The organism is Micromonospora sp. ATLC16 (assembly GCF_057196645.1).
Window position 1 is genome coordinate 1 of the sequence record NZ_JBXUOW010000078.1, and the last position, 21,295, is coordinate 21,295.

Consider the following 21,295-nt stretch of genomic DNA (forward strand, 5'->3'; position numbering starts at 1 on the left):
GAGCGGCCCGGAAGGGAGCGGCCCGGAAGGGAGCGGCCCGGAAGGGAGCGGCCCGGAAGGGAGCGGCCCGGAAGGGAGCGGCCCGGAAGGGAGCGGCCCGGAAGGGAGCGGTTCGGGAGGAGGTGGCACGGAAGGGATTGACGCACAGAGCACACGGCCCGGAAGGGGGATTGAGTCAGACGGGCAGGAGCCAGACGGGTGGACGGACGGTTGGTCGCAGCTCGGGCGACTGAGCGCGCTTCAGGCGGGGCGGGTGCCTTCAGGTGGCGCCGGCAGCTTCAGGCGCCGGCAGCTTCAGGCGGCGGAGATCGGCTTGTTGCCGCCCACCCAGCCGAGTCCTACCAGGCCGAGCGCTGTTGGGGCACGCGTCGTTGGCATCGTCGCAGACCTGCATCGGGCGAGCCAGGACAGGGGCAGGAAAGACAGGGCGCGTTTCACGTGAAACAAGGGTGTGGAGTGCAGCCGATGATTTCCACCCCGCGGTACGCCGCCGACGCCCGGTCCGTTGGTGGTGGCCGGCTTACAGCCCGAACCTGGAGGCGGAAACAGCCACTGGACGGGTTCCTTCAGCGGCGACAGACGGGGATGGCGCACGCCGACGGCCGACCGATCAAGCGGTGGTTGGCCTCGACAGCCGAACTCGGAAGTGGCACCCGTCAGCCCGCGCCGTCGAGCGCTCCGGTGGCGGCCGTGCCGGGCACGCCCCCGCCTTCGGGTCACGTCGGTGAACGAGACGGCAGCTTGGACTCCGGCTGACCGGGTCGCTCTGTTGGCCGCGCGGCTCGTTGTTTCACGTGAAACGCGATGTTGGATGTGGGTGAGGCGGCCGGTGAACGTCGGGTGTGCCTAGGGTCGTGACCACCGTCGGACCGCGTGTCTGGCGGAGGTCGGGGCCGCTGATGTTATCCACATCAGTTGTCCACAGGCTCGCGCCGTTTCACGTGAAACATGACCCGAAACCCCTTGTCGAAGCGCGACAGCGGTAAGGATCCAGCGACCTGCCACCCTGTGGATAACTCTGGGGAGAACTCTTCGGCGTGGCCTGTCCCGACATTCGAGCGCTGCGGAGAGTCGAAGACGGTTCGGGTAGGGACAGTGGTCCCGGACTCGGTTAGGGTCAGCGTCGTGCACGACACCCCTCCCTCAATTCCAGACTTCACCCAGTGGCCGTCGTTTCCCTTTGAGGGCGACCTCCGGGTCAAGCCACTCGCCGATCCGGTCCCTGTCGAGCCGCCCCGCAAGGGTGAGGCTCACCAAGAATGCACCGCCTGCCTAGCGCCCGACGAGGCATACATCTGGGTCGGTGAACGATGGCGCGTACGGGCCATGGACCGGCCTACCGGCCTGCCCATGGTCCTCATCCTGGAGTCACGGTCGCACCTCGATCTCGGTGACTTGCCGAATCTGCTCGCCGCCGAGTTGGGCGTGATGACGGTACGGCTCGAACGGGCCATCCGATCGCTGGACGGAGTGGCCCGAGTGCACGTCAACCGCTGGGGAGACGGGTCCGCCCATCTCCACATGTGGTTCCTCGCCCGCCCGTACGGTCGGCTCCAGCTCCGTGGCACCTTCCTGTCGCTCTGGGACTCGATCCTGCCGCCGATCCCAGATGACCAGTGGCGGGAAAATCTCGCCCTCGTTGCGGCCTGGCTGGCCGAGTTCGGTGGGCGGCCGCTTGCCGAACCACCCCGCATCCAGTGGCAGGCGCCGTCCAGCCTGGCCGCGCAGTCGGCCTCGCCTACCGAGACGAAGCCGGCGGAAGGAGGGTCGCTGCTGGACGCCATCGGCGAGACGGCTGAGCCACCCGATGTTCCCGGCGTCAATGCCGGTTCCGAGTCGCCAGACGCGGCGAACTCGATGCCGGTGAGGGGCTCGGTCCCGGAGGAGGCTGTCGAAGCGGCACCGCAGCGACAGACGGTAGCGAACGCGGCCGAGGCGGCTCGACCTGAGCCGACGAGCCAGCTGGTTTCCGGGTCAGCAGGCGCGAGTCCGCAGACCGGAACCGTCGAGACGCATCGGCAGACCGAGTCCACCGATGCGGCCGGAGCAGCCGGGACCGCTGTCACCCACACCGCCGGCACAGACACCCACACCGCCGGCACAGACACCGACACCGCAAGCGCCGACACCGCAAGCGCCGACACCGCCGATACGGCCGGCACCCACACCGCCGGCACCGATGCGGCCGGAACTGCCGGGACTGCCGGAACTGCCGGGACCGGAGCCGCCGGGACTGCCGGCCATGTCGGGAAGCGGGAGTCGTAGCAAAGGGGCAGGCGCAAGCGGAGAGCCCTGGACGGAGGCTCGACGGTGCCGTCCGGTGAACCGAGCCCGGAGAGCGGCCAGCAGGAGGTTGCCGCCGCCCTCCGGGTTGGCCTGGAGCTCTTGGCGCCGTGGCCGACGGTGCTGACAGGCACGGCCACGGTAGGTCACTGCCTCCGCCAGTTCCGGGTCGGCAGGACCGGGCCGGGGTGGTCGACTGGTGGCGTCGGCGAACCGTACCCCGAGCCGGTGTCCTGGGTCGTCCTGCCATCGTCGGCCAGGACCCGCCTCGGTGCCGCCGGCCGCGCGGACCGTCTGGTTCTGAGTGCCCGCCGATCCCCATCAGGGCGATCGGCGGGCGGCGGTCTGAACCAGGGCAAGGCCAGGAGCACTGGGCGGTGTGGCGTCAAACTAATCAGCGCCAGCCTCCGCGCGGCGACGAGTTCGGTCAGCAGGTGACGGCGGGCCTCGTACCGGCCGGCGAGATCAGCTGGGCGACGAGACCAGCGGGCAACGAGATCAGCGGGCGGCGAGATCAGCGGGCGGCGAGATCAGCGGGCGGCGGCGCGGGCTACCAGGTCTCCGACCACGCGTCCGAAGTCGAGGCCGGCGGCCTGTACGGCGAGCGGCAACAGCGACGTCTCGGTCATCCCCGGCGAGACGTTGACTTCGAGTACGTGCGGCTGACCGGCCGAGTCGACGATCAGATCGACCCGGCTGAGGTCACGCAGGCCGAGGGCGGCGTGGGCGGCCAGGGCGACCTGGGCCACCGATTCGGCGACGGCGGGTTCCAGGCGGGCCGGGGTGTGCCAGGTGGTGCGCCCCGCCGTGTAGCGGGCCGCGTAGTCGTACACCCCGTTGCGGGGCACGATCTCCACCGCCGGTAGCGCTTGCGGACCGTCTCCCAGGTCGACCACGGAGACCGCCACATCCATGCCGGCAACGTACCGTTCGACGAGCGCCGTCGAGTCGTACGCGAAACAACCCACCATGGCAGCCGGGAGCGACGCCGTGTCCCGGACCACGGCGGCGCCCAGACCGGAACCACCCTGGGCCGGCTTCACCATGAGCGGCAGCCCCAGGCGCTCGACGATGCGGTCCAGCACGGCCACCGCGCCGAGTTCGCTGAACCGGTCATGCGGCAGGGCGACCCAATCGGGGGTGGCGATGCCGGCCTCTCGCAGCACGGCCTTCGCCGACGGTTTGTCCCAGGCGAGGCGGGAAGCCCGCGCGTCACATCCGACGTACGGCACGCCGCACAGGTCCAGGACGCCGCGCAGCGACCCGTCCTCGCCGGTGGCGCCGTGCAGGGCGATCACCACGGCGTCGGGTGGATCCGCCGTCAGCGCGGGCAGCAGGGCCACGTCGGCGTCGCGCAACTCGGCCTGCATCCCGACGGCGCGCAGCGCGTCAAGCACCCGGCGGCCGGAGCGCAGCGACACATCACGCTCGTACGACAGACCACCGGCGAGCACGAGCACGTGGAGATCGGTGGTCTCGGGGCCCGACACGGCGGGTTCTTCGGCAGCGGTGACACCCATGCCGGGCATCATGCCAAGTCTGGTCCTGGCGCGTCCCAGCCGGTCCGGCCCCGCCGGGTACCGGGCTCAACGACCGCACCGAACACCCGCCGCATGGCGGTGTCCTGTTCCATCACGCTGGCCAACCGGCGCACGCCCTCCCTGATCCGCTCCGGCGGCGGGAAGGAGAAGTTGAGTCGCATGTGACCGTTGCCGCTGCCGTCGGCGTAGAAACCGGTGCCGGGCACGTACGCCACCCGTGCGGCGATGGCCCGGGGCATCATCGCCTTCGAGTCCAGCCCGTCGGGCAGCGTGGCCCAGACGAACAGCCCGCCGCCCGGTATCGTCCAGCGGGTCTCGGCGGGCATCAGGTCCTCCAGCGCGTTGAGCATCGCGTCTCGCCGCTCCCGGTAGACCTCCCGGTAGACCTTCAGCTGCTCGCGCCAGGGCATGGTGCCGAGGTAGGTGCTGACGGCGGCCTGCGCGTACGCGCTGGGGCAGAGGATCTGTGCCTCGCTGGCGATCACCAGCTTGTCGCGTACCGCGTGCGGCGCGAGGATCCAGCCGACCCGTAGCCCCGGCGCGAACGTCTTGGAGAAGGTGCTCAGGTAGAAGACGCCGTCCCGCCGCCGCGCCCGCAGCGGCGCGGGCGCCTCGCGCTCGAAGCCCAGCTGGCCGTACGGGTCGTCCTCGACCACCAGCAGCCCGGCGCGCTCGCAGATGTCGAGGACCTCTTCCCGCCGCTGCTCGGTCAGCGTCACGCCGGTCGGGTTCTGGAAGGTGGGGATGGTGTAGAGGAACTTCACCCGGCGTCCGGCCCGGGCCTGCTCCGCGATGGCGAGTTCCAGCGCTGCCGGGATCAGACCGTCGTCGTCCATGGGTACGTGCACAACCTGGGCCTGGGCAGCCTGGAACACGCCGAGCGCACCGACGTAGGTCGGCCCCTCGGCGAGCACCACGTCACCCGGATCCAGGAAGAGGCGGGCGACCAGGTCGAGCGCCTGCTGCCCGCCCACCGTCACCACCACGTCCTCCGGGGAGGCACCACAGGCGGCGTCGATGCCGGAGAGCGCCATCACCTCGCAGATCCGCTCCCGCAGCTCCAGGGTGCCCTGACCGATGCCGTACTGCAGGGTGGTGCTGCCGTGCTCGGCGCCGAGCCGGCCGAGCATCTCGCCGACGGCGTCCAGCGGCAGCGCGGCGATGTACGGCGCGCCACCGGCGAGGGAGACGACCTCCGGCCGACTGGCCACCGCGAACAGCGCCCTGATCTCCGACGCGGTCATTCCCCGGACCCGCCGGGCGTACCGGTCGGTGTAGTCGTCGAGTGTCGTGCCGGTCATCACATCACCCCGATGGCTGCTCGGACGGCTCCGGCCCCGGATACCCAGGACAACGGCGACCATGGCGGTACGGCGCGCCGGATGTCGATCCTAGCCGCCCTGCACCGCCCGATGCGCCTCCGATTATTCGTGCGTCCACATGCCGGACCGGCGGCCGGCACCCCTGAGGCGGACGTTCATGCTTAGTCTCCCCTGCCGCCGATCGGCGGCGTACGATCGCTCGTCGGGGGCAGGAACACGGCGGTGCCGTCCGGGCCGCTGCGGCGGCGGTGCCGCCTGGGCCGGTCCCACCTCCGAGCCTAGTGTGGGGAAGCGCCAATGTCGCGACGTCTGGTCAGCCTGACCCTGGACACCCTGGAGGACTTGCCCCTTCCCTGCCGGCAGTGTGTCTACTGGGAGCTTGATCCGGTTTCCGCGGACCGTGCCTGCGCTGCGGGCGACCCTGGGCTGGAGAAGGAGGCGTGGGTGTCGCAGACCCTGCTCGAATGGGGTTCCTGCGGCAAGCTGGTCTACGTCGACGGCATGCCGGCCGGGTTCGTGATGTACGCCCCGCCGGCGTACGTTCCCCGGTCGATGGCCTTTCCGACTTCTCCGGTCTCCGCCGACGCGGCGTTGCTGATGACCGCGAACGTGGTGCCCGCGTTCTCCGGCGGGGGCCTCGGCCGGATGCTGGTGCAGGGGGTGGCCCGCGATCTGACCAAGCGCGGGATCAAGGCGATCGAGGCGTTCGGCGACGCTCAGTTCGGTGACTCCGCCGATCCGGGCGGAGCATGCGTGGCGCCCGCCGACTTCTTCCTCTCGGTGGGCTTCAAGACGGTTCGCCCGCATCCGCGGTTTCCCCGGCTGCGGCTCGAACTGCGGACGGCGTTGAGCTGGAAGTCCGACGTCGAGTACGCGCTGGAGAAGCTGCTCGGCTCGATGAGTCCGGAGTCGCTGTTACGCCCGGTCCGACCGGCACCTGCCACCCGTTCGACGGCCGGCTGACCGCCCGCACCGCGCGGACGGTCCGACGTGACCGCGCCTGTGACCGGGTCGGGCGGCTCAGTCCACCACGGTGCCGGCGGCGACCGCCGCTCGCAGCTCGCTGACGTCGATCGAGCCGGTCGGGACGTCGCGTTCGATCGGCAGGTACATCCGTTGCACCCCCGCCACCATCGCCTCGACCAGCTTGTCGCGGAACCGGGGAGCGATCAGCCGCTCCCGGTCGGTCGGCGAGGTGAGGTAGCCGACCTCGACGCGCACGGCCGGCATGCGGGTGATCCGGAGCAGGTCCCACGCCTTGGCATGGGAGTGACAGTCCCGCAGCCCGGTACGCGCCACGATCTCCCGCTGGACCAGCCCGGCGAGCCGTTCACCGGTCGCCGAGCTCACCCCGTTGTCGGTGCCGTAGTGGTACGTGGCGACGCCCTCGGCCATCGGGTTGGCATGGCCGTCGGTGTGCAGCGAGATGAACACGTCGGCGCCGAGCGAGTTGGCCAGTTGCGCCCGGTCGATGTCGGGCAGGCAGGTCTCCGGCGACGGTCCTCGGGTGAGTTGCACCCGTACTCCGGACGCGGCGAGGCGCCCCTCCAGCCGACTGGCCAGGTCGTGCATCAGATCCGCTTCGGTCCAGCGCAGCGGGCCGTCCGCCACGACCACGCCCGGGTCGGTGCCGCCGTGACCCGGGTCGATCACCACGGTCCGGCCGACCAGGGTCGGGCCGGACTGTCGGATGGCGTCGGACTCACGCAACCACTGCGGCCGGCCGCCGACGACCTTGCGGCCCAGCCGGCGCAGGGCACCCATGGTGTGCGGGCCGCAGGTGCCGTCGGGGACGAGTCCCACCTCACGCTGGAACTGCGCCACCGCCCGGGAGGTGCGGATGCCGTAGATGGCGTCGGCCCGGCCGCTGTCGTAGCCCATCTCCAGCAGCCGTTCCTGTAGCGACCGGACATCTTCGCCGGTGAGGGGGACCGGCACCGCGTGGTAGAGGGTGCGGGCACCCAGCCGCCAGCGGGCGGCGTCCAGGGCCCGCCAGGTCTCGGCACCGACCCGGCCGTCGACGCTGAGGCCCCGCGACTGCTGGAACGCGCGGACCGCCCGTTCGGTCGCCGGGTCGAACTCGTCGCTGTGCGGGCCGGTCGTCTTCGACAGCAGGTCGAGGCCGGTCAACACCGCACGGATCTCGGTGACTGCGGGTCCCCGGTCACCGGAACGGATCGGACGCACGCACGACCCCCTCTGCACGGTCGGTGGCTGCCAGGCCCGCCGCCGACGAGGTGTGCCGTTGGCGGGACCAGGTGCTCACCGGCGTCCGGCGGCCCCGGTTCGAGGTTATGCGCTAGGCGATCCGCTGGGGTGGTGGGCGGCGAAAAACGCGTTGACCCCGTGCCGGGTTCACCGGCACGGGGTCAACGGCGATGTCGTCGCTGGGGTCAGAGCGCCGATTCGATCAGCTTGACCAGTTCGCCCTTGGGCTTGGCACCGGCGATCGACTGCACCGGCTCACCGTTCTTGAACATGGTGAGGGTCGGCACCGACATCACCCGGTACGTCCGGGCGGTCTCCGGGTTCTCGTCGATGTTGAGCTTGACGATGCTGACCTGGTCGCCCATCTCGCCGGCGATCTCCTCCAGCAGCGGCGACACCTTGCGGCACGGCCCGCACCACTCGGCCCAGAAATCCACCAGGACCGGCTTGTCGGACTTCAGCACGTCTGCGGCGAAACTCGCGTCGGTGACCGACTTGGTTGCTCCCACTGTTGACCCCTCCTCCTGCGTTGTGTCTGGTTCAGCTTCAGAGCGACTGGCAACAAACTGGCGGGGCTGCGGCGCGTCCCCTCGCCTTCACCGCCCTATTGCTAGTCGCCCTTGGGCAGTGTGGCGATGAAGCGTTCCGCGTCCAGGGCGGCCGCACAGCCGGTCCCGGCGGCTGTGATCGCCTGCCGGTACGTGTGGTCGACCAGGTCCCCGGCTGCGAAGACGCCGGGGATGCTGGTCCGGGTGCTGGGGGCCTGCACCTTCACGTACCCCTCGTCGTCCATCTCCACCTGCCCGCGGAACAGCTCGCTGCGTGGGTCGTGGCCGATCGCCACGAACACGCCGGTGACGTCGAGCACCTTGGCCTCGCCGGTGTGGACGTTGCGCACCCGTACGCCGGAAACCTTGCCGTCCGCGCCGAGCACCTCCTCCACCACGGTGTTCCACTCGACCTTGATCTTGTCGTTGCTCAGTGCCCGCTCCGCCATGATCTTGCTCGCCCGGAACGAGTCGCGGCGGTGCAGGATCGTCACCGAGTCGGCGAAGCGGGTCAGGAAGCTGGCCTCCTCCATCGCCGAGTCGCCACCACCGACGACCACGATGTGCTGGTTGCGGAAGAAGAAACCGTCACAGGTGGCGCAGGAGGAGACACCGTGGCCGAGGTACTCCTGCTCGCCGGGTACGCCGAGCGGGCGCCAGGCGGAACCCGTGGCGAGGACCACGGCCCGGGCACGGTACGCGGTCTCGCCGACCCAGACGGTGCTCAGCGCGCCGGGGTGACCGGTGTCGGTCAGCTCGACCCGGGTGACGTCGTCGGTCAGGAACTCGGCGCCGAACCGCTCGGCCTGCTTACGCATGTTGTCCATCAGCTCGGGGCCGAGGATGCCGTCGGCGAAACCGGGGAAGTTCTCCACCTCGGTGGTGGTCATCAGCGCGCCGCCGGACTGCACGCCCTCGATCACCAGTGGCTTGAGGTTGGCACGCGCCGCGTAGACCGCCGCCGTGTAACCGGCCGGCCCGGAGCCGATGATGACCAGGTTGCGGACCTCGTCCACTGCCGTCTCCCAATCGTGTTGACTGTCGTCACCGGCGTACCCGCCGATGCCGATCCGAGTGCCGACGCGGCGGCAACTGATGTGCAGAACGTCATCGTACGAAGCGGGAATTCCCGAGTCGGCCACCCGGTGGGTCAGGTCACGTGGACGGTCAAGAGTCCAGCGACCGCAGGATCACCCTACCTGCGTACGGTAACGGGCGTCCGAGCCGGACCCGGGTACCCCGCACTCCGGGCCGCTGACCCACGCCCAGTTCGTGCCGGAGGCGTCGGTGAACTGAAGGACCAGCGCCGGCAGCCCCTGGAAGCGGGCGTAGTCGATGACCTCGAAGGTCAGCGGTCCTCCGCGCTGCTCCGCACTGACCTCCGCAAGGCAGGCGCTCAACGCCGTCTGGGTGCCGAGCCGGGCCAGATCACCCGCGGCGGGCAGGCGCTCCTGGCTCTCCGCGCCGAACCCCGGATCACCGTCGGTGGAGAACTGCCTGACGCTCGGAGTCAGGTTGGCCAGTGCCTCCGGTGTGTAGTCGGTGTCGCTGCGCTGCGGAGCGCCGACGACCCGGTACGGAGCGCCGGTTGCGGCCGCGGCACGTTCGGGCGCCGATTCGGGGTCGGGCTGTCCTGCGGAATCCTGCGGGTAGGCGTGCGACACGGCCGGGCTGACGGCCCGCTCGCTGAGAGCGGTGTCGGTGGCGACGTCGTCCCCACCTCCGGGCTGGAACAGCTGGAGCGCGCCCAACCCGACCACCGCGGCGGCGGCGAGGGCAACCGGCCCGGCCACGCGGGCCAAGCGGCGACGTCGCCGACCCGGCCGCGACGACGAGGACCGGTCCTGGCCCGGCCGTAGCGGGCCGCCTGGCCGACGGGGACCGCCTGTCGGCTGGGCTGGTACGACAGTCAGCTTTCCGCCGGTCGGTGCCGCTCCGGAGTCGTCGACGGCCGCAACCCCGTCCCCGGTGGCCGATTTCCGCTCGGCAGCCGCTGTCGTCGGCGTGGGCGCGGTGAGCGGATCAGCCGAGGCGAGAGCGGCGTTGATCCGGTCGCTGATCTCCGGCGGAAGCTCCAGCGTCGGCTCGCCCCACCCGGCCAGCTCGGCGCGGACGTTGTCGACGGCCGGACCCAGGAAAGCGTGGGCATCAGCCCAGGCCGGGTCCTGTGCCACCAGCCGGGCGACCTCAGCGTGCTCGGGGGTGCCGTGCAGCGCGCCACCGAGGTAGTCGGCGAGCAGGTCGTGGTCGACCTCTCTGAACTCCCCGGTACTCACGATTCCTCCTGCTGGTTGGCGGCCGGCCGGGACCGCCCCGACCCCGATCGGACGCCCGATGGCTGCTTCGGGTTCCCACCGGTGACATCCGGCACGTCCGGCCGGGCATTGGCCGCCGGCCCGCCGCCGGGTCGCAGGTGGCCGAGCGTGACCGCGAGCCGGGCGCGGCCCCGGGCGCAGCGACTCTTCACCGTCCCCTCGGCGACGCCGAGAATCCGCGCGACCTCGGCGACCGGGTAACCCTGCACGTCCACCAGGACGAGGGCGGCCCGCTGCTCCAGCGGCAACGCGGCCAGGGCGTCGCGGACGACCATGGCGGTGTCGTGGTCGTGTACCGGTGCGGCCGGTTCCACGCCGCCGGTGGCCGGACCGTCCTCCGGGCCGTGCACCCCGTCGGGCAACGGCACCGTGGGGTGTGCCCGCCGACGGCGGATCCGGTCGAGGCAGGCGTTGACCACGATCCGGTGCAGCCAGGTGGTGACCGCCGAGTCACCCCGGAACCGGTCGGCCGCGCGATGGGCGGACAGCAGCGCGTCCTGGAGGGCGTCCGCGGCCTCCTCACGGTCGCCGAGCGTACGCAGGGCGACCGCCCAGAGCCGGTCCCGGTGCCGACGGAACAACTCGCCGAAGGCGTCCCGGTCACCGGCGACGTGGGCGCGCAGCAGATCGAGGTCGCTCACCGTGTCGCCCAGGGAAGCGGTGCCCGGGTGGTTGCCTCCGGCGTCGCCTACCTCCATCACCCGACCCGGTGGTTGCCGCCGTGCTGATGACTCATGAACCCTGGACCGTGATTTCCTGCACCCCGATCTTGAAGCCGCCTCCGTTCGGCGGCAGCTCGGTGATCCAGAACAGCAGGTAGCGGTACTTCTTGTCGGCGTCGAAGCCGTCAAAGGTCATCGTGGTGCCGTCGTGCTCCTCGAAGGGCTGCCCGATCTTGTTCTTCAGGTACGCCGTGAGGACCTTGTCGTCGCCCGAGCTGGACGACGGAGCGTTGGTGGTGCCGGTGAGCAGTTCCGCCGAAGCACCCCGGTCGGAGAGGTTGACCTGTACCGACTTGACGGTCCGCTTGGCGCCGAGGTCGATCCAGACACCCATGCCCCGTTTGAGGTTGCCGAAGTTGCTGCGGTTGTAGGTCTCCGTGGACCAGCCCTCGTCCTGGTCGCCGTCGAAGACCTTCTCGGCGTCGCGAACCTCGGTCCGGTCGTTGCTGTCCGGGTCGATGATCCGGGCGTCGCTGATCTTCAGGTTCCGGACCGTGGGCGTTGCTGGCTCGTCGCTCACCGGGGCGCTCGATGTCGGCGCCGCAACCGGGTTGGTCTGCGGGTCACCGTCGTCGTCGCCGAGCGTGCTGATCCCGATCAGCAGCCCGATCAGGGCCACCGCCAGCAGCCCGGCGATGCCCAGGGCGACCTTGCGTCCGCCGGCCGCGGCCAACGGTGACGGCTCCTCGCCGGTCTCGCCGGCGAACCGCAGCGGGCCGCTGTTGTCGAGGTAGTCGTCTTCGGGGACGTCGAGCCGGGCCAACTCCGCCGTCAACACGTCCGACGGGGGTGGGGCGATCTCGGCGTCGAGTAGGTCCATGGTCAGGTCGTCCAGGTAGGCCGGCACACCGGCCCGGACCTGACGGGGTGCCGCGACGGCCCCGTTGGCATCGCGTACCGCGTCGGGAATGGCCGCCCGACCGTGCCCGGCGGTGGCACCGCGCAGCGGCGCCTCGGCGTGCGGCCAGTAGCCGGTCATCGCGAAGTAGAGGATGCCCCCGACGGCGCGGACGTCGCTCTCCTGGCTGTCGTCACCGTCGGTGCGGGCGTCCGCGAGCACCACTCGGCCGTCATCGCTGATCATGACCGTGCCGGGGTGCACGTTTCCGTGCACCATGCCGGTGGCGTGGACGGCCGCCAGGGCGCTGGCGACGGAGTTGCCGATGGCGGTCGCGCGGGCGGCGTCCAACGGCCCGCTCGCGACCAGGTCCCGCAGGGACTGACCGTCGACCCACTCGCGTACCACGTAGGCCCGCTCGGCCTCGTCGATGGCGTCGTACACCCCGACGAGGTTGGGGTGAACGACCCGGCTGGCGGCGACGGCGGCCTGGAGCATCTCGGTGGCGGAGTCGCCACCCGGGTAGCGCATGACGACCGCGACGGGTCGGCGCAGCACGACGTCGACCCCGCGCCAGACCAGGCGGCCCGCGCTGTCGTTGTTGATGTGCTCGACCAGTTCGTAACGTTCGGCGAGGATCTCACCGGCCGTCGGAGCACCGAAGGTCATGACCGGCGGAGTGGTCTCGTCCGCGTCCTGACCCTCGCCGACCTGGGTCACCCGTCCTCCCTCGGTGATCGTGTCGATCGATGGACCCGCGCTGCTGGGCATCTGCTTCCCGCTCCGCCTTCGTCTGGTACCGGCCGGCCGGTCGCAGCAGGGTGCCGCGCGCCGGTTTCTGCCGTACCCGTCGAGTGCGACCTTACCCGGGATGGCCCGGTCCCCGACATGTCATCTTCCCGCCGGCCGGTGACGGCGAAGTCCGCGGTCGGCGGACTTGTCCCGTTGCCGCCGTTGTCAGCCACGTTGCTGGTACCTGTACCAGCCAATCTAGAGGTCGACCTCAACCGACTCCGGCCGGGGCGGAACCTGTCGCATCGGTGGGTTCGGCAGCGCCGAATTCCCGTCGATCGGCCGGGCATACTCGGCCGTCCGGTTGGTTATCCACAGGCCGATCCGTCAGGTGAGCGGCGGCGCGCGGAGTTATCCACAGGGACATCCCCAGCTGGTGATCCTTGGTCACGCTGGGTGTACGCCGAGCCGATGGAGGGTTCAGCGGCCGAGTCGGCGGCGGACCATGCCGACCACCTCGGTGATCTCGGAGATCCGCAGCACGGTCGCCAGGCCGAGGTAGGTACCCCCGATGACCGCGCCACCGACCAGCAGCTGGGCGATCGCCTCCCACCGCGTCGGCGTGTCGCCGCCGGGCAGCAGGACGACCACCAGCAGGCCGACCAGCGTGGCACCGACCGCCGCGACGGTCACCCGGCCGAGGGTGCGCAGGATCGCGCCCAGCCCGATCTGACCCACCCGGGGGCGTAGCAGCCAGGCCGAGGCGATGGCGGCGGCCAGGTAGGAGACGGTGTTGCCGATCATCATCCCGGCTCCCGCGAAGCTCGCCGAGAAGATCAGGAAGAGCGCGATCTGCACCCCGACCCGCAGCGCCACCACCGGAATGTTGATCAGTGCCGGCATCCGGGTGTCCGGCAGCGCGTAGAAGGCGAAGGTGAAGAGCTGACTGATCGCGAACGGGACCAGTCCGATCGCGGCGACCAGCAGCACCGTCGACGTGGCTACCGCGTTGTCATCGGAGAAGGCCCCGTAGCGGAAGACCACCACCGAGATCGGGGTGGCCAACACCGCGTAGCAGACCGCGATCGGGGCGAGCACGGCGCTGACGGTCCGCGTACCCCGGCTCAGGTCGCTGGTGAAGTCGCGAAATCGACCGTCGGCCGCAGCGGAACTCATCCGGGGCATCAGCGCCGTGATGATCGAGACGGCGATGATGCCGTGCGCCATCATCAGTAGCAGGAAGACGTTGTTGTAGATCAGCAGGCCGGCGTTCTCCTCGCCCGCCGCCCGAGTGAGCAGGTTGACCACCACGAAGAGGCCGAGCTGGTTGACCGCCACGTAGCAGAACATCCAGCCGCCGAGCCGAGCCAGCTCGCTCAGCCCGAGTTCCCGGAAGTCGAACCGCAGCTTCCACCGGAAGCCGACCTTGCGCAGCGCCGGCAGCAGACCGGCGGCCTGCACCGCCACGCCGAGCAGCGTCCCCCCACCGATCAGCAGAACCTGGTTCAGTCCCACGTCGGCGGGCTGGCGGGCCTGAGCGCCGAAGACGACGATGTACGTGCCGAAGGTGGCGATGGCGACCAGATTGTTCAGGATGGGCGCCCACATCGGTGCCGCGAAGTGACCCCGGGTGTTCAGGATGGCCGCGATCAGCGCGCTGATGCCGGTGAAGAAGAGCATCGGCAGCATCAGGTACGACAGCTTGGTGACCAGGCCGGTGTAGCTGGCGTCCTTGCCGCTTGCGTAAAGACTGGTGAGTACCGGTGCCGCGATCACCGCGATGAGCACGGTCGCGGCGAGTGCGACGACCGCCAGGGTCAACAGCCGCTGTGCGTACGCCTGGCCCCGGTCGGAGTCCAGCTTGCTCCGGCGGATCAGCACCGGGATGAGCACACTCGTCAGGATGCCGCCGAGCAGGAACTCGTACACCTGCTGCGGCAGGAACATGGCGGTGGTGAAGACGTTGCCGATCAGGTTGCCGAGGGCCGCGCCAATCATGAGGTTGCGGAGGAAGCCGGTACCCCGGCTGACCAGGCTGCCGACCGCCATGATCGCGCTGTTGGCGGCGACGCTGCTCTCCGCCACCTGCTCCTGCGGCGGCGCGACCGCTTCGGCCGCCGGCTGGTTGAGCGGCTCGGCGGAGATGAACGTGGCTCCGTCACCGGGCCGGCCGCCGGGCGGGCCGCCCTGCTGGGCGTTGGCGCTGCGGTAGAGCCCGCCGCTCATCTGTGCCTCCAAGGGGTACGCCGGAGCCGGCACCGGCCCACACGTCACAGACCTTAGTCAACCCCGGCCCGTTACCCGCGCCCGGCGGAGGCGATGCCGGTCAGGACCGATAGGCTGCGGATCCGATGTCCGAAACCGCCGCATCCCACGCCACTGACCGCCGCGATCTCACCGCCGCGCAGCGCAACGCCGTCGCCGAACTGCTCCGGGTCTCCCCGGTGGCCGACGAGTTGGGTCGCCGGTTCGCTGCCGCCGGTCACGAACTGCACCTCGTGGGCGGTTCGGTACGCGACGCCCTGCTCGGCCGGCTCGGTGAGGATCTCGACTTCTGCACCGACGCGCACCCGGACCAGACGCTGGACATCGTGCGGGGCTGGGCCGAGGCGATCTGGGAGACCGGCCGCGAGTTCGGCACCATCGGCTGCCAGCGTGGCGGGCTGCGACTGGAGATCACCACCTTCCGCGCCGAGTCGTACGACCAGGTCAGTCGCAACCCGGTGGTCGCCTACGGCACCAGTCTCGTCGAGGACCTGCGACGGCGGGACTTCACCGTGAACGCGATGGCGGTCAGCGTCCCCGAGCATCGGTTCACCGACCCGTACGGCGGCCTGACCGACCTGGCCGCGAAGATGGTGCGTACCCCGGGCACGCCCGCCGAGTCGTTCGGCGACGACCCCTTGCGGATGCTGCGGGCCGCCCGCTTCGCCGCGCAGCTGCGCTTCGCGGTCCACCCGGACGTGCGGGCGGCGATGACCAGGATGGCGAGTGACCTGGACCGGATCACCGCCGAGCGGATCCGGGACGAGTTCACCAAGCTGCTCTGCGGCGCGGACCCGATCTCCGGCCTGCGGCTGCTGGTCGACACCGGGCTGGCCGAGCGGTTCCTGCCCGAGTTGACCGGGCTCAAGCTGGAGATCGACGAGCACGCCCAGCACAAGGACGTCTACGAGCACACGCTCACCGTGGTCAGCAACGCCGTCTCGTACGAGGAGGACGGACCGGACTTCATCCTCCGGATGGCCGCGCTGATGCACGACGTGGGTAAGCCGGCGACGAAGGCGATCGGCCCGGACGGGCGGGTCAGCTTCCACCACCACGAGGTGGTCGGTGCCCGGCTGACCAAGGTGCGGATGAAGACGCTGCGCTATCCCAAGGACGTCACGACGAAGGTGACCGCGTTGGTCGCGCTGCACCTGCGCTTCTACGGTTACGGCCGGGGCGAGTGGACGGATTCGGCGGTACGCCGGTACGTCACCGACGCCGGTGACCTGCTGCCCCGGCTGCACAGGCTGACCCGCTCGGACTGCACCACCCGCAACCGGCGGAAGGCGGCCCAGCTGGCGGCGGACTACGACGCGCTGGAGGAGCGGATCGCCCGGATCGCCGCCGAGGAGGATCTTGCTCGGGTCCGGCCCGACCTCGACGGCAACGCGATCATGGAGCTGCTGGGTGTGCCACCCGGGCCGGTGGTGGGGCGGGCCTGGAAGCACCTGAAGGACCTGCGGCTGGAGCGTGGACCGTTGGACCGTGACACGGCCGAGGCGGAGCTGCTGCGCTGGGCCCGCGACGAGGGCATCCGCGACTGACCCCAGCGACGCGAGTTGGCCGCTCCGCATGTGGCAGGCGCCGCCGCGCTGCTGCTGAGCACCAATCCGGGTTGGACGCCGAAGCAGGTCCGGGACCGGATCGTCACCACCGGCCTCGCCGGCGGGGTGTACGACACGAAGGGTTCGATCGACCGATTGCTGACTGTCGGCTCGGTCACGCCGACCGCTACTCGCACGGCTTCAAGGCCCGCTCCAACGGCAAGTTCGTCACCGCCCCAGCAGCACCAAGCCGCTGGTCGCCAGCAGCACGGGGCGGGGTCTCTACGAGACGTTCGACTTCGCCAACTACAATATCGACGGAACGATCTTCCTCAGGGCGGGCGACAACCAGGCGGTCTCCGCCGGGTCGTCCGGCACCAGCCAGCTGATCTCGAACAAGACCATCAAGTGGTCGTCCCCCGGCCTGGGGCTGGGCAACGGCGAGAGATTCACCGTCTCCACCGCCTGATCCGTCGCGGCACGGGCGGCGCCCGCCGGAGCTCCCGAACGCCCGGGACGCTCCGCCGGGCGCTTGCCCTTGCCGCCCCTGCTCACGAGTGGACAATGGCGGGATGCGTTGGACCGTGCTCGACTCACCGATCGGGGAGTTCTCCGTGGCCACCGACGGGGACGGCGTCTGCGGCGCGCATTTCGGTCCGGTCGGTGACGGGACGACCGAGCCGGCCGACGAAACCTCCCGGCGGGCGGTGGCCGAACTGCGCGCGTACTTCGCCGGGGAGTTGACCGACTTCGGGGTGCCGGTGACCGTGCCGCGCGGCTCCGACTTCGAGCGGGCGGTGTGGCGGGAGATGACCCGCATCCCGTACGGCGAGACGCTGACCTACGGCGAGGTGGCCCGGCGGGTCGGTGACCCTGGAGCGGCCCGAGCGGTCGGAGTGGCCTGCAACCGCAACCCCATCCCGGTGATCGTGCCGTGTCACCGCATCATCGGGGCCGGCGGAAAGCTGGTCGGCTTCGGTGGTGGCCTGGACCGCAAGGTCAAACTCCTGGAGCTGGAGGCCCGGGTGGCCCTGCAACGTGCCTGGTCCTGATCAGCTCGGAGCGGGCAGGCAACCACCGTCGGCGATCCGAGTGCCTATCTCCACCGTGATGTCGTCCGGGCGGACGCTGCCGAAGACACACGCCCGGCCGGTCCAACCCGCGAAGATCAGCCCGTCGACGGGGCCGAGATCGAGCCGCCCGGGCGGCCTGACGACCACATTGGTGAGGCCGGTGGCGGTCACCGCCCGCCGTATCGCCTTCTCGTCGGGCTCGTCCCGGCCGCCGGCGGTCAGCAGATTCAGGCCCTTGAGCACCTCGGTGGCACAGGCCCGAGCGCCGGCAGCCGTGTCGGGTTCGAGCGTGCCGCGTTGCCGGAAGGCGTCGTTGGCGGCCTGCTGACGGCGGAGCATCTCCTCGCGTACCCGTTCGTCGGCCATCGGATGTCCGGTGCCCAGAGGTACCGGTGCAGTCGACACGCCGGACGGGACGGCGGGTTTGATCACAACCTCCGGCGGCGCGGCCGCTGCGGCGGCACAGCGGGCCTCGGTCACCGACGGCAGTGGGTCGGGCGGCACGACCTCTCCGTCCGCCGTGGCCGTCGGACGGCTGCCCGGGACGGCGCAGGCGAACAGGCTGGTGGTCAGCAGAGTGACCGCGAAGGCAATGGCGACCCGGCGTACCGGTCTGGCGGCGTGCGTAGCGTCGGTGAACGGCACGACGATCAGCGTAATGTTCCGCCATCGACGACGCGGCCCCGTGCGTCGTGACATTCCGTCCCTTCGTACCGGGTGCCGGCCTGCACGGAGACGGCGAGGGCCGGGTCCGCACGGACCCGGCCCTCGCCGTCTGCTGCTGGTGGTCGGCGCGTCAGCGCTCGACCTCGCCGGCGATGAACGCCTCGACGGCGGCGTGCGCGTCGTGGTCGGCGTACTGCACGGGCGGGGACTTCATGAAGTACGACGAGGCCGACAGGATCGGGCCGCCGATCTTCCGGTCCAGCGCGATCTTCGCGGCCCGGACGGCGTCGATGATGACACCTGCCGAGTTCGGCGAGTCCCACACCTCGAGCTTCAGTTCGGCGTTGAGCGGCGTGTCACCGAACGAGCGGCCCTCCAGGCGGATGTACGCCCACTTGCGGTCGTCCAGCCACGGCACGTGGTCGGACGGGCCGATGTGCACGTCGCTCTTGGCCATCTCGTGCGGCACCTGAGAGGTCACCGACTGGGTCTTCGAGATCTTCTTCGAGACCAGGCGGTTGCGCTCCAGCATGTTCATGAAGTCCATGTTGCCGCCGAAGTTGAGCTGGTACGTACGCAGCAGCTCGACGCCCCGGTCCTCGAAGAGCTTCGCCAGGGCGCGGTGCACGATGGTGGCGCCGACCTGGCTCTTGATGTCGTCGCCGACGATCGGCAGGCCCGCGTCGGTGAACTTCTGCGCCCACTCGGGGTCGGAGGCGATGAAGACCGGCAGGGCGTTGACGAACGCGCAGCCGGCGTCGATCGCGGCCTGGGCGTAGAACTTGTCGGCCTGCTCCGAGCCGACCGGCAGGTACGAGACGACCACGTCGACCTGCGCGTCACGCAGCGCCTTGGCCACGTCGACCGGCGTGGCGTCCGACTCCTCGACGATCTCGCGGTAGTACTGGCCGAGGCCGTCGAAGGTCGGGCCGCGCTGCACGGTGACGCCGGTCGGCGGCACGTCGCACAGCTTGATGGTGTTGTTCTCGCTGGCGACGATCGCCTCCGCGAGGTCCATGCCCACCTTCTTGGCGTCGACATCGAACGCCGCGACGAACTGCACGTCAGAGACGTGATAGTCGCCGAAGGTGACGTGCATGAGACCCGGGACGCGGTCGTTGGGGTCGGCATTCCGGTAGTACTCGACGCCCTGTACCAGGGACGAGGCGCAGTTACCCACACCGACGATGGCGACGCGGACGGAGCCCATCGCGTGTGCCTCCTTCTTTCTCTGTCACGGCCGCTCTGTCCTGGTCGTACCAGGCGGAGGCGGGTTGTTGTCTTGTCGTGGGCCGCCGGCCGTCCCGTCGTGCGGGACCGTCGGCGCACGGCCGGAGCGCTCGTTGGCGATGAGCTCCTCCAGCCAGCGGACCTCACGCTCACAGGCCTCCAGGCCGTGGCGCTGCAGTTCCAGGGTGTACGCGTCGAGACGCTCGGCCGCCCGGCCCAGCATGTCGCGAAGGCCCTCGCGACGTTCCTCGATCGTGCGGCGGCGACCTTCCAGGATTCGAAGTCGGGTCGCCCGGTCGGTTCGGGAAAAGAACGCGAAGTGCACACCGAAGCCGGTGTCGCCGTACGTCTCCGGCCCGGTCTGTGCGATGAGCTGGGCGAAGCGTTCCTTTCCCTCCGCGGTGATTTCGTAGACCACCCGACCTCGTCGGCTGGTCAGCGCGGGAACCTCCTCGGCGGTGGCGGGTGTCTCGTCGGCCTCGGTGATCCATCCCGCCGCCTGCAGCCGGCGCAGGGTCGGATAGAGCGAGCCGTAACTGATGGCGGCACGGATCGCCCCGAGCTTGGCGGTGAGCTCCTTGCGCAGCTCGTAGCCGTGCATCGAGGCCTCCTGCAACAGGCCGAGGATGGCGAGTTCGAGCACCGGCCACCCTCCCTTTACCCTGTGCGTGAAGCGCTAACCGCCACGATGTATCGGACCGATACATCGCACCGTAGCGTCTCCTTCCAGTCTGGGCAAACCCCTGTTCTGATGTCCTGCGGTCACGGATCGTAACGGTGGTCGCCTCGTCAGAAGAGACCGCGTACCCTTTCCCGCATGCGTACGCAGCGCCAGGTCGTCGACTACTCGCTCCGAAAGCGAGCGGCGCTGCGTGAGCTCCTCGCCGGCCGCGTCGGCACCTATGACCTGTGCGACGCATCGCCCTACCTGAAGAACGCGGCTCGGTTCCACGGCGAGTCCACCGACGAGCGGTGCCCGATCTGCCGTAGCGAGAACCTGACCCTGGTCCACTACATTTACGGGGACGAACTCAAGCAATCGGCCGGCCAAGCCCGTAATGTGGCTGAGCTGACCGTGCTGGCGATGACGCTGCGTGAGTTCCAGGTCTTCGTGGTGGAGGTGTGTCTCGGCTGTGACTGGAACCATCTCGTCGAGCAGTACCTGCTCGGGCGGGACGGTCTGACCGGCGTCGCCGACGGCGACCCGGAGCACGGTGAGGCGAGCGGCATGACCGCGGACGGAACGGGTGTCCGGCGAAGGCGAGAGGCGCAACGGTGATTCGAGCTCGATCGGCCGACCCCGGTCGCGTGCCACGCGGCTGGGGTGACCGACAGCTTGTAGGTCTGAATGGTCCGATTGATGCGGATCTGACGCCGGGACCGCGGCACCCCCGTGCCGTGCTCGCAGGTGTCCCAACTCACGGCAAACCGGTGGCGGTGCGACCGCGCCCCACCGCGACGGCAGGGTGTGAGGAATGAACTCGTACGGCGATCCCAGCTCCTCGCGCGGCCGGGCCTGGATTCCGGGCCAGGACGACTCGGGGCAGGCGGACGACGCGTACCGCCGCCCGGGTGGTGAACCGCCCGGAGTCAACTGGTCGACCGGGCCGGAGACCTCCGGCCCGTCGCCCCGCGCCTCGGTCGGCGGCCGTGCCTCGGTCGGCGGCTCGGCGAGCGTTCCGCCGCGGGGCGGTGCCGCCGGCGCGGCGCCGGTTGGCCGGGCCGTTCCTGGCCGTGCCTCCGTGCCGGGTGCGCCAGCGGCCCCCGGCCGGGCCTCGGTGCCGGTTTCTCCGGCCGGTCCCGGTCGAGCCTCGGTCCCGGTATCGCCCGCACCGGGTCGCGCCGGCCGTGCCTCGGTGCCGGTGTCTCCGGCCGGGCCGGGTCGGGCCTCGGTCGGTGCCGCCGCTGTCGGCGCGGCATCAGCCGGTCGGGCGAGCGTCGGGTCGGCCTCCGTGGGCGGCGTCGGTGGTCGGGCCGCGGTGGCCCGGGCCAGTGTCGGCGGCCC

General features: G+C 70.5%; 17 protein-coding genes and 1 pseudogene. 6 read left to right on the forward strand and 12 right to left on the reverse strand.

Annotated features, from left to right (window positions below):
* The first annotated feature begins 1,125 nt into the window (after positions 1–1,125).
* Positions 1,126–2,265, forward strand: coding sequence for a hypothetical protein (locus AC2CHE_RS23375; RefSeq protein WP_484507004.1), 1,140 nt, complete (start codon positions 1,126–1,128; stop codon positions 2,263–2,265).
* Between the two features lie 548 nt (positions 2,266–2,813).
* Here the strand turns inward: AC2CHE_RS23375 and AC2CHE_RS23380 are convergent.
* Both AC2CHE_RS23380 and AC2CHE_RS23385 read right to left on the reverse strand, forming a co-directional pair.
* Positions 2,814–3,803, reverse strand: a complete 990-nt coding sequence (locus tag AC2CHE_RS23380; RefSeq protein WP_484507005.1) for a D-alanine--D-alanine ligase family protein — start codon at positions 3,801–3,803, stop codon at positions 2,814–2,816.
* Positions 3,804–3,811: 8 nt separating this feature from the next.
* A complete protein-coding gene (locus tag AC2CHE_RS23385; RefSeq protein WP_484507006.1) occupies positions 3,812–5,125 on the reverse strand; it encodes an aminotransferase-like domain-containing protein in 1,314 nt (437 codons plus the stop codon).
* A 318-nt stretch (positions 5,126–5,443) separates the two neighbouring features.
* Between AC2CHE_RS23385 and AC2CHE_RS23390 the strand changes: the two genes are divergently transcribed.
* Positions 5,444–6,109, forward strand: a complete 666-nt coding sequence (locus AC2CHE_RS23390) for a GNAT family N-acetyltransferase (RefSeq protein WP_484507007.1) — start codon at positions 5,444–5,446, stop codon at positions 6,107–6,109.
* 57 nt (positions 6,110–6,166) lie between these two features.
* Here AC2CHE_RS23390 and AC2CHE_RS23395 read toward each other — a convergent pair whose 3' ends face one another.
* From AC2CHE_RS23395 to murJ, 7 genes are all read right to left on the reverse strand, one after another.
* Positions 6,167–7,333 carry an N-acetylmuramoyl-L-alanine amidase gene (locus tag AC2CHE_RS23395; protein WP_484507008.1) on the reverse strand — a complete coding sequence of 389 codons (1,167 nt, stop codon included), beginning with the start codon at positions 7,331–7,333 and terminating at the stop codon, positions 6,167–6,169.
* A 206-nt stretch (positions 7,334–7,539) separates the two neighbouring features.
* Entirely contained in the window at positions 7,540–7,863 is a 324-nt protein-coding gene (trxA, locus tag AC2CHE_RS23400) for a thioredoxin (protein ID WP_484507009.1), read from the reverse strand.
* 101 nt (positions 7,864–7,964) lie between these two features.
* On the reverse strand, positions 7,965–8,918 hold the full coding sequence (gene trxB / locus AC2CHE_RS23405) for a thioredoxin-disulfide reductase (RefSeq protein WP_484507010.1): 954 nt from the start codon (positions 8,916–8,918) through the stop codon (positions 7,965–7,967).
* Positions 8,919–9,092: 174 nt separating this feature from the next.
* A complete protein-coding gene (locus tag AC2CHE_RS23410; protein WP_484507011.1) occupies positions 9,093–10,178 on the reverse strand; it encodes a hypothetical protein in 1,086 nt (361 codons plus the stop codon).
* Positions 10,175–10,915 (reverse strand): RNA polymerase sigma factor SigM, encoded by a 741-nt coding sequence (sigM, locus tag AC2CHE_RS23415; RefSeq protein ID WP_484507012.1) that lies wholly within the window; start codon positions 10,913–10,915, stop codon positions 10,175–10,177. Before sigM ends, AC2CHE_RS23410 begins: the two co-directional genes overlap by 4 nt.
* Before the next feature lie 34 nt (positions 10,916–10,949).
* The gene (locus AC2CHE_RS23420; RefSeq protein WP_484507013.1) at positions 10,950–12,548 is read right to left on the reverse strand and encodes a protein kinase family protein; all 1,599 of its coding nucleotides are present in this window, start codon (positions 12,546–12,548) and stop codon (positions 10,950–10,952) included.
* A 441-nt stretch (positions 12,549–12,989) separates the two neighbouring features.
* The gene (murJ, locus tag AC2CHE_RS23425; RefSeq protein ID WP_484507014.1) at positions 12,990–14,735 is read right to left on the reverse strand and encodes a murein biosynthesis integral membrane protein MurJ; all 1,746 of its coding nucleotides are present in this window, start codon (positions 14,733–14,735) and stop codon (positions 12,990–12,992) included.
* Between the two features lie 125 nt (positions 14,736–14,860).
* Between murJ and AC2CHE_RS23430 the strand changes: the two genes are divergently transcribed.
* Together AC2CHE_RS23430 and AC2CHE_RS23435 are read left to right on the forward strand one after the other, a co-directional pair.
* Entirely contained in the window at positions 14,861–16,321 is a 1,461-nt protein-coding gene (locus AC2CHE_RS23430) for a CCA tRNA nucleotidyltransferase (protein ID WP_484507015.1), read from the forward strand.
* 572 nt (positions 16,322–16,893) lie between these two features.
* Positions 16,894–17,373 (forward strand): methylated-DNA--[protein]-cysteine S-methyltransferase, encoded by a 480-nt coding sequence (locus AC2CHE_RS23435; RefSeq protein ID WP_484507016.1) that lies wholly within the window; start codon positions 16,894–16,896, stop codon positions 17,371–17,373.
* Here AC2CHE_RS23435 and AC2CHE_RS23440 read toward each other — a convergent pair whose 3' ends face one another.
* The 3 genes from AC2CHE_RS23440 to AC2CHE_RS23450 form a co-directional block, all read right to left on the reverse strand.
* Positions 17,374–18,039 (reverse strand): hypothetical protein, encoded by a 666-nt coding sequence (locus tag AC2CHE_RS23440; RefSeq protein WP_484507017.1) that lies wholly within the window; start codon positions 18,037–18,039, stop codon positions 17,374–17,376. It lies immediately after the preceding gene.
* Between the two features lie 151 nt (positions 18,040–18,190).
* A complete protein-coding gene (locus AC2CHE_RS23445; RefSeq protein WP_093409473.1) occupies positions 18,191–19,270 on the reverse strand; it encodes an inositol-3-phosphate synthase in 1,080 nt (359 codons plus the stop codon).
* A 24-nt stretch (positions 19,271–19,294) separates the two neighbouring features.
* Positions 19,295–19,933 carry a PadR family transcriptional regulator gene (locus tag AC2CHE_RS23450; protein WP_484507018.1) on the reverse strand — a complete coding sequence of 213 codons (639 nt, stop codon included), beginning with the start codon at positions 19,931–19,933 and terminating at the stop codon, positions 19,295–19,297.
* 174 nt (positions 19,934–20,107) lie between these two features.
* Here AC2CHE_RS23450 and AC2CHE_RS23455 point away from each other — a divergent pair, with 174 nt between their 5' ends.
* The gene (locus AC2CHE_RS23455; protein WP_164448785.1) at positions 20,108–20,569 is read left to right on the forward strand and encodes a DUF5318 domain-containing protein; all 462 of its coding nucleotides are present in this window, start codon (positions 20,108–20,110) and stop codon (positions 20,567–20,569) included.
* Positions 20,570–20,765: 196 nt separating this feature from the next.
* Positions 20,766–21,295, forward strand: a pseudogene (locus AC2CHE_RS23460) (transglycosylase domain-containing protein); the annotation flags it as partial.

Coding starts and splice junctions, on each gene's coding strand:
- AC2CHE_RS23380 (WP_484507005.1), bottom strand. CDS start 3,803: ATGGGTGTCACCGCTGCCGAAGAACCCGCCGTGTCGGGCCCCGAGACC.
- AC2CHE_RS23385 (WP_484507006.1), bottom strand. CDS start 5,125: ATGACCGGCACGACACTCGACGACTACACCGACCGGTACGCCCGGCGG.
- AC2CHE_RS23390 (WP_484507007.1), top strand. CDS start 5,444: ATGTCGCGACGTCTGGTCAGCCTGACCCTGGACACCCTGGAGGACTTG.
- sigM (WP_484507012.1), bottom strand. CDS start 10,915: ATGGAGGTAGGCGACGCCGGAGGCAACCACCCGGGCACCGCTTCCCTG.
- AC2CHE_RS23420 (WP_484507013.1), bottom strand. CDS start 12,548: ATGCCCAGCAGCGCGGGTCCATCGATCGACACGATCACCGAGGGAGGA.
- murJ (WP_484507014.1), bottom strand. CDS start 14,735: ATGAGCGGCGGGCTCTACCGCAGCGCCAACGCCCAGCAGGGCGGCCCG.
- AC2CHE_RS23430 (WP_484507015.1), top strand. CDS start 14,861: ATGTCCGAAACCGCCGCATCCCACGCCACTGACCGCCGCGATCTCACC.
- AC2CHE_RS23435 (WP_484507016.1), top strand. CDS start 16,894: ATGCGTTGGACCGTGCTCGACTCACCGATCGGGGAGTTCTCCGTGGCC.
- AC2CHE_RS23445 (WP_093409473.1), bottom strand. CDS start 19,270: ATGGGCTCCGTCCGCGTCGCCATCGTCGGTGTGGGTAACTGCGCCTCG.
- AC2CHE_RS23455 (WP_164448785.1), top strand. CDS start 20,108: ATGCGTACGCAGCGCCAGGTCGTCGACTACTCGCTCCGAAAGCGAGCG.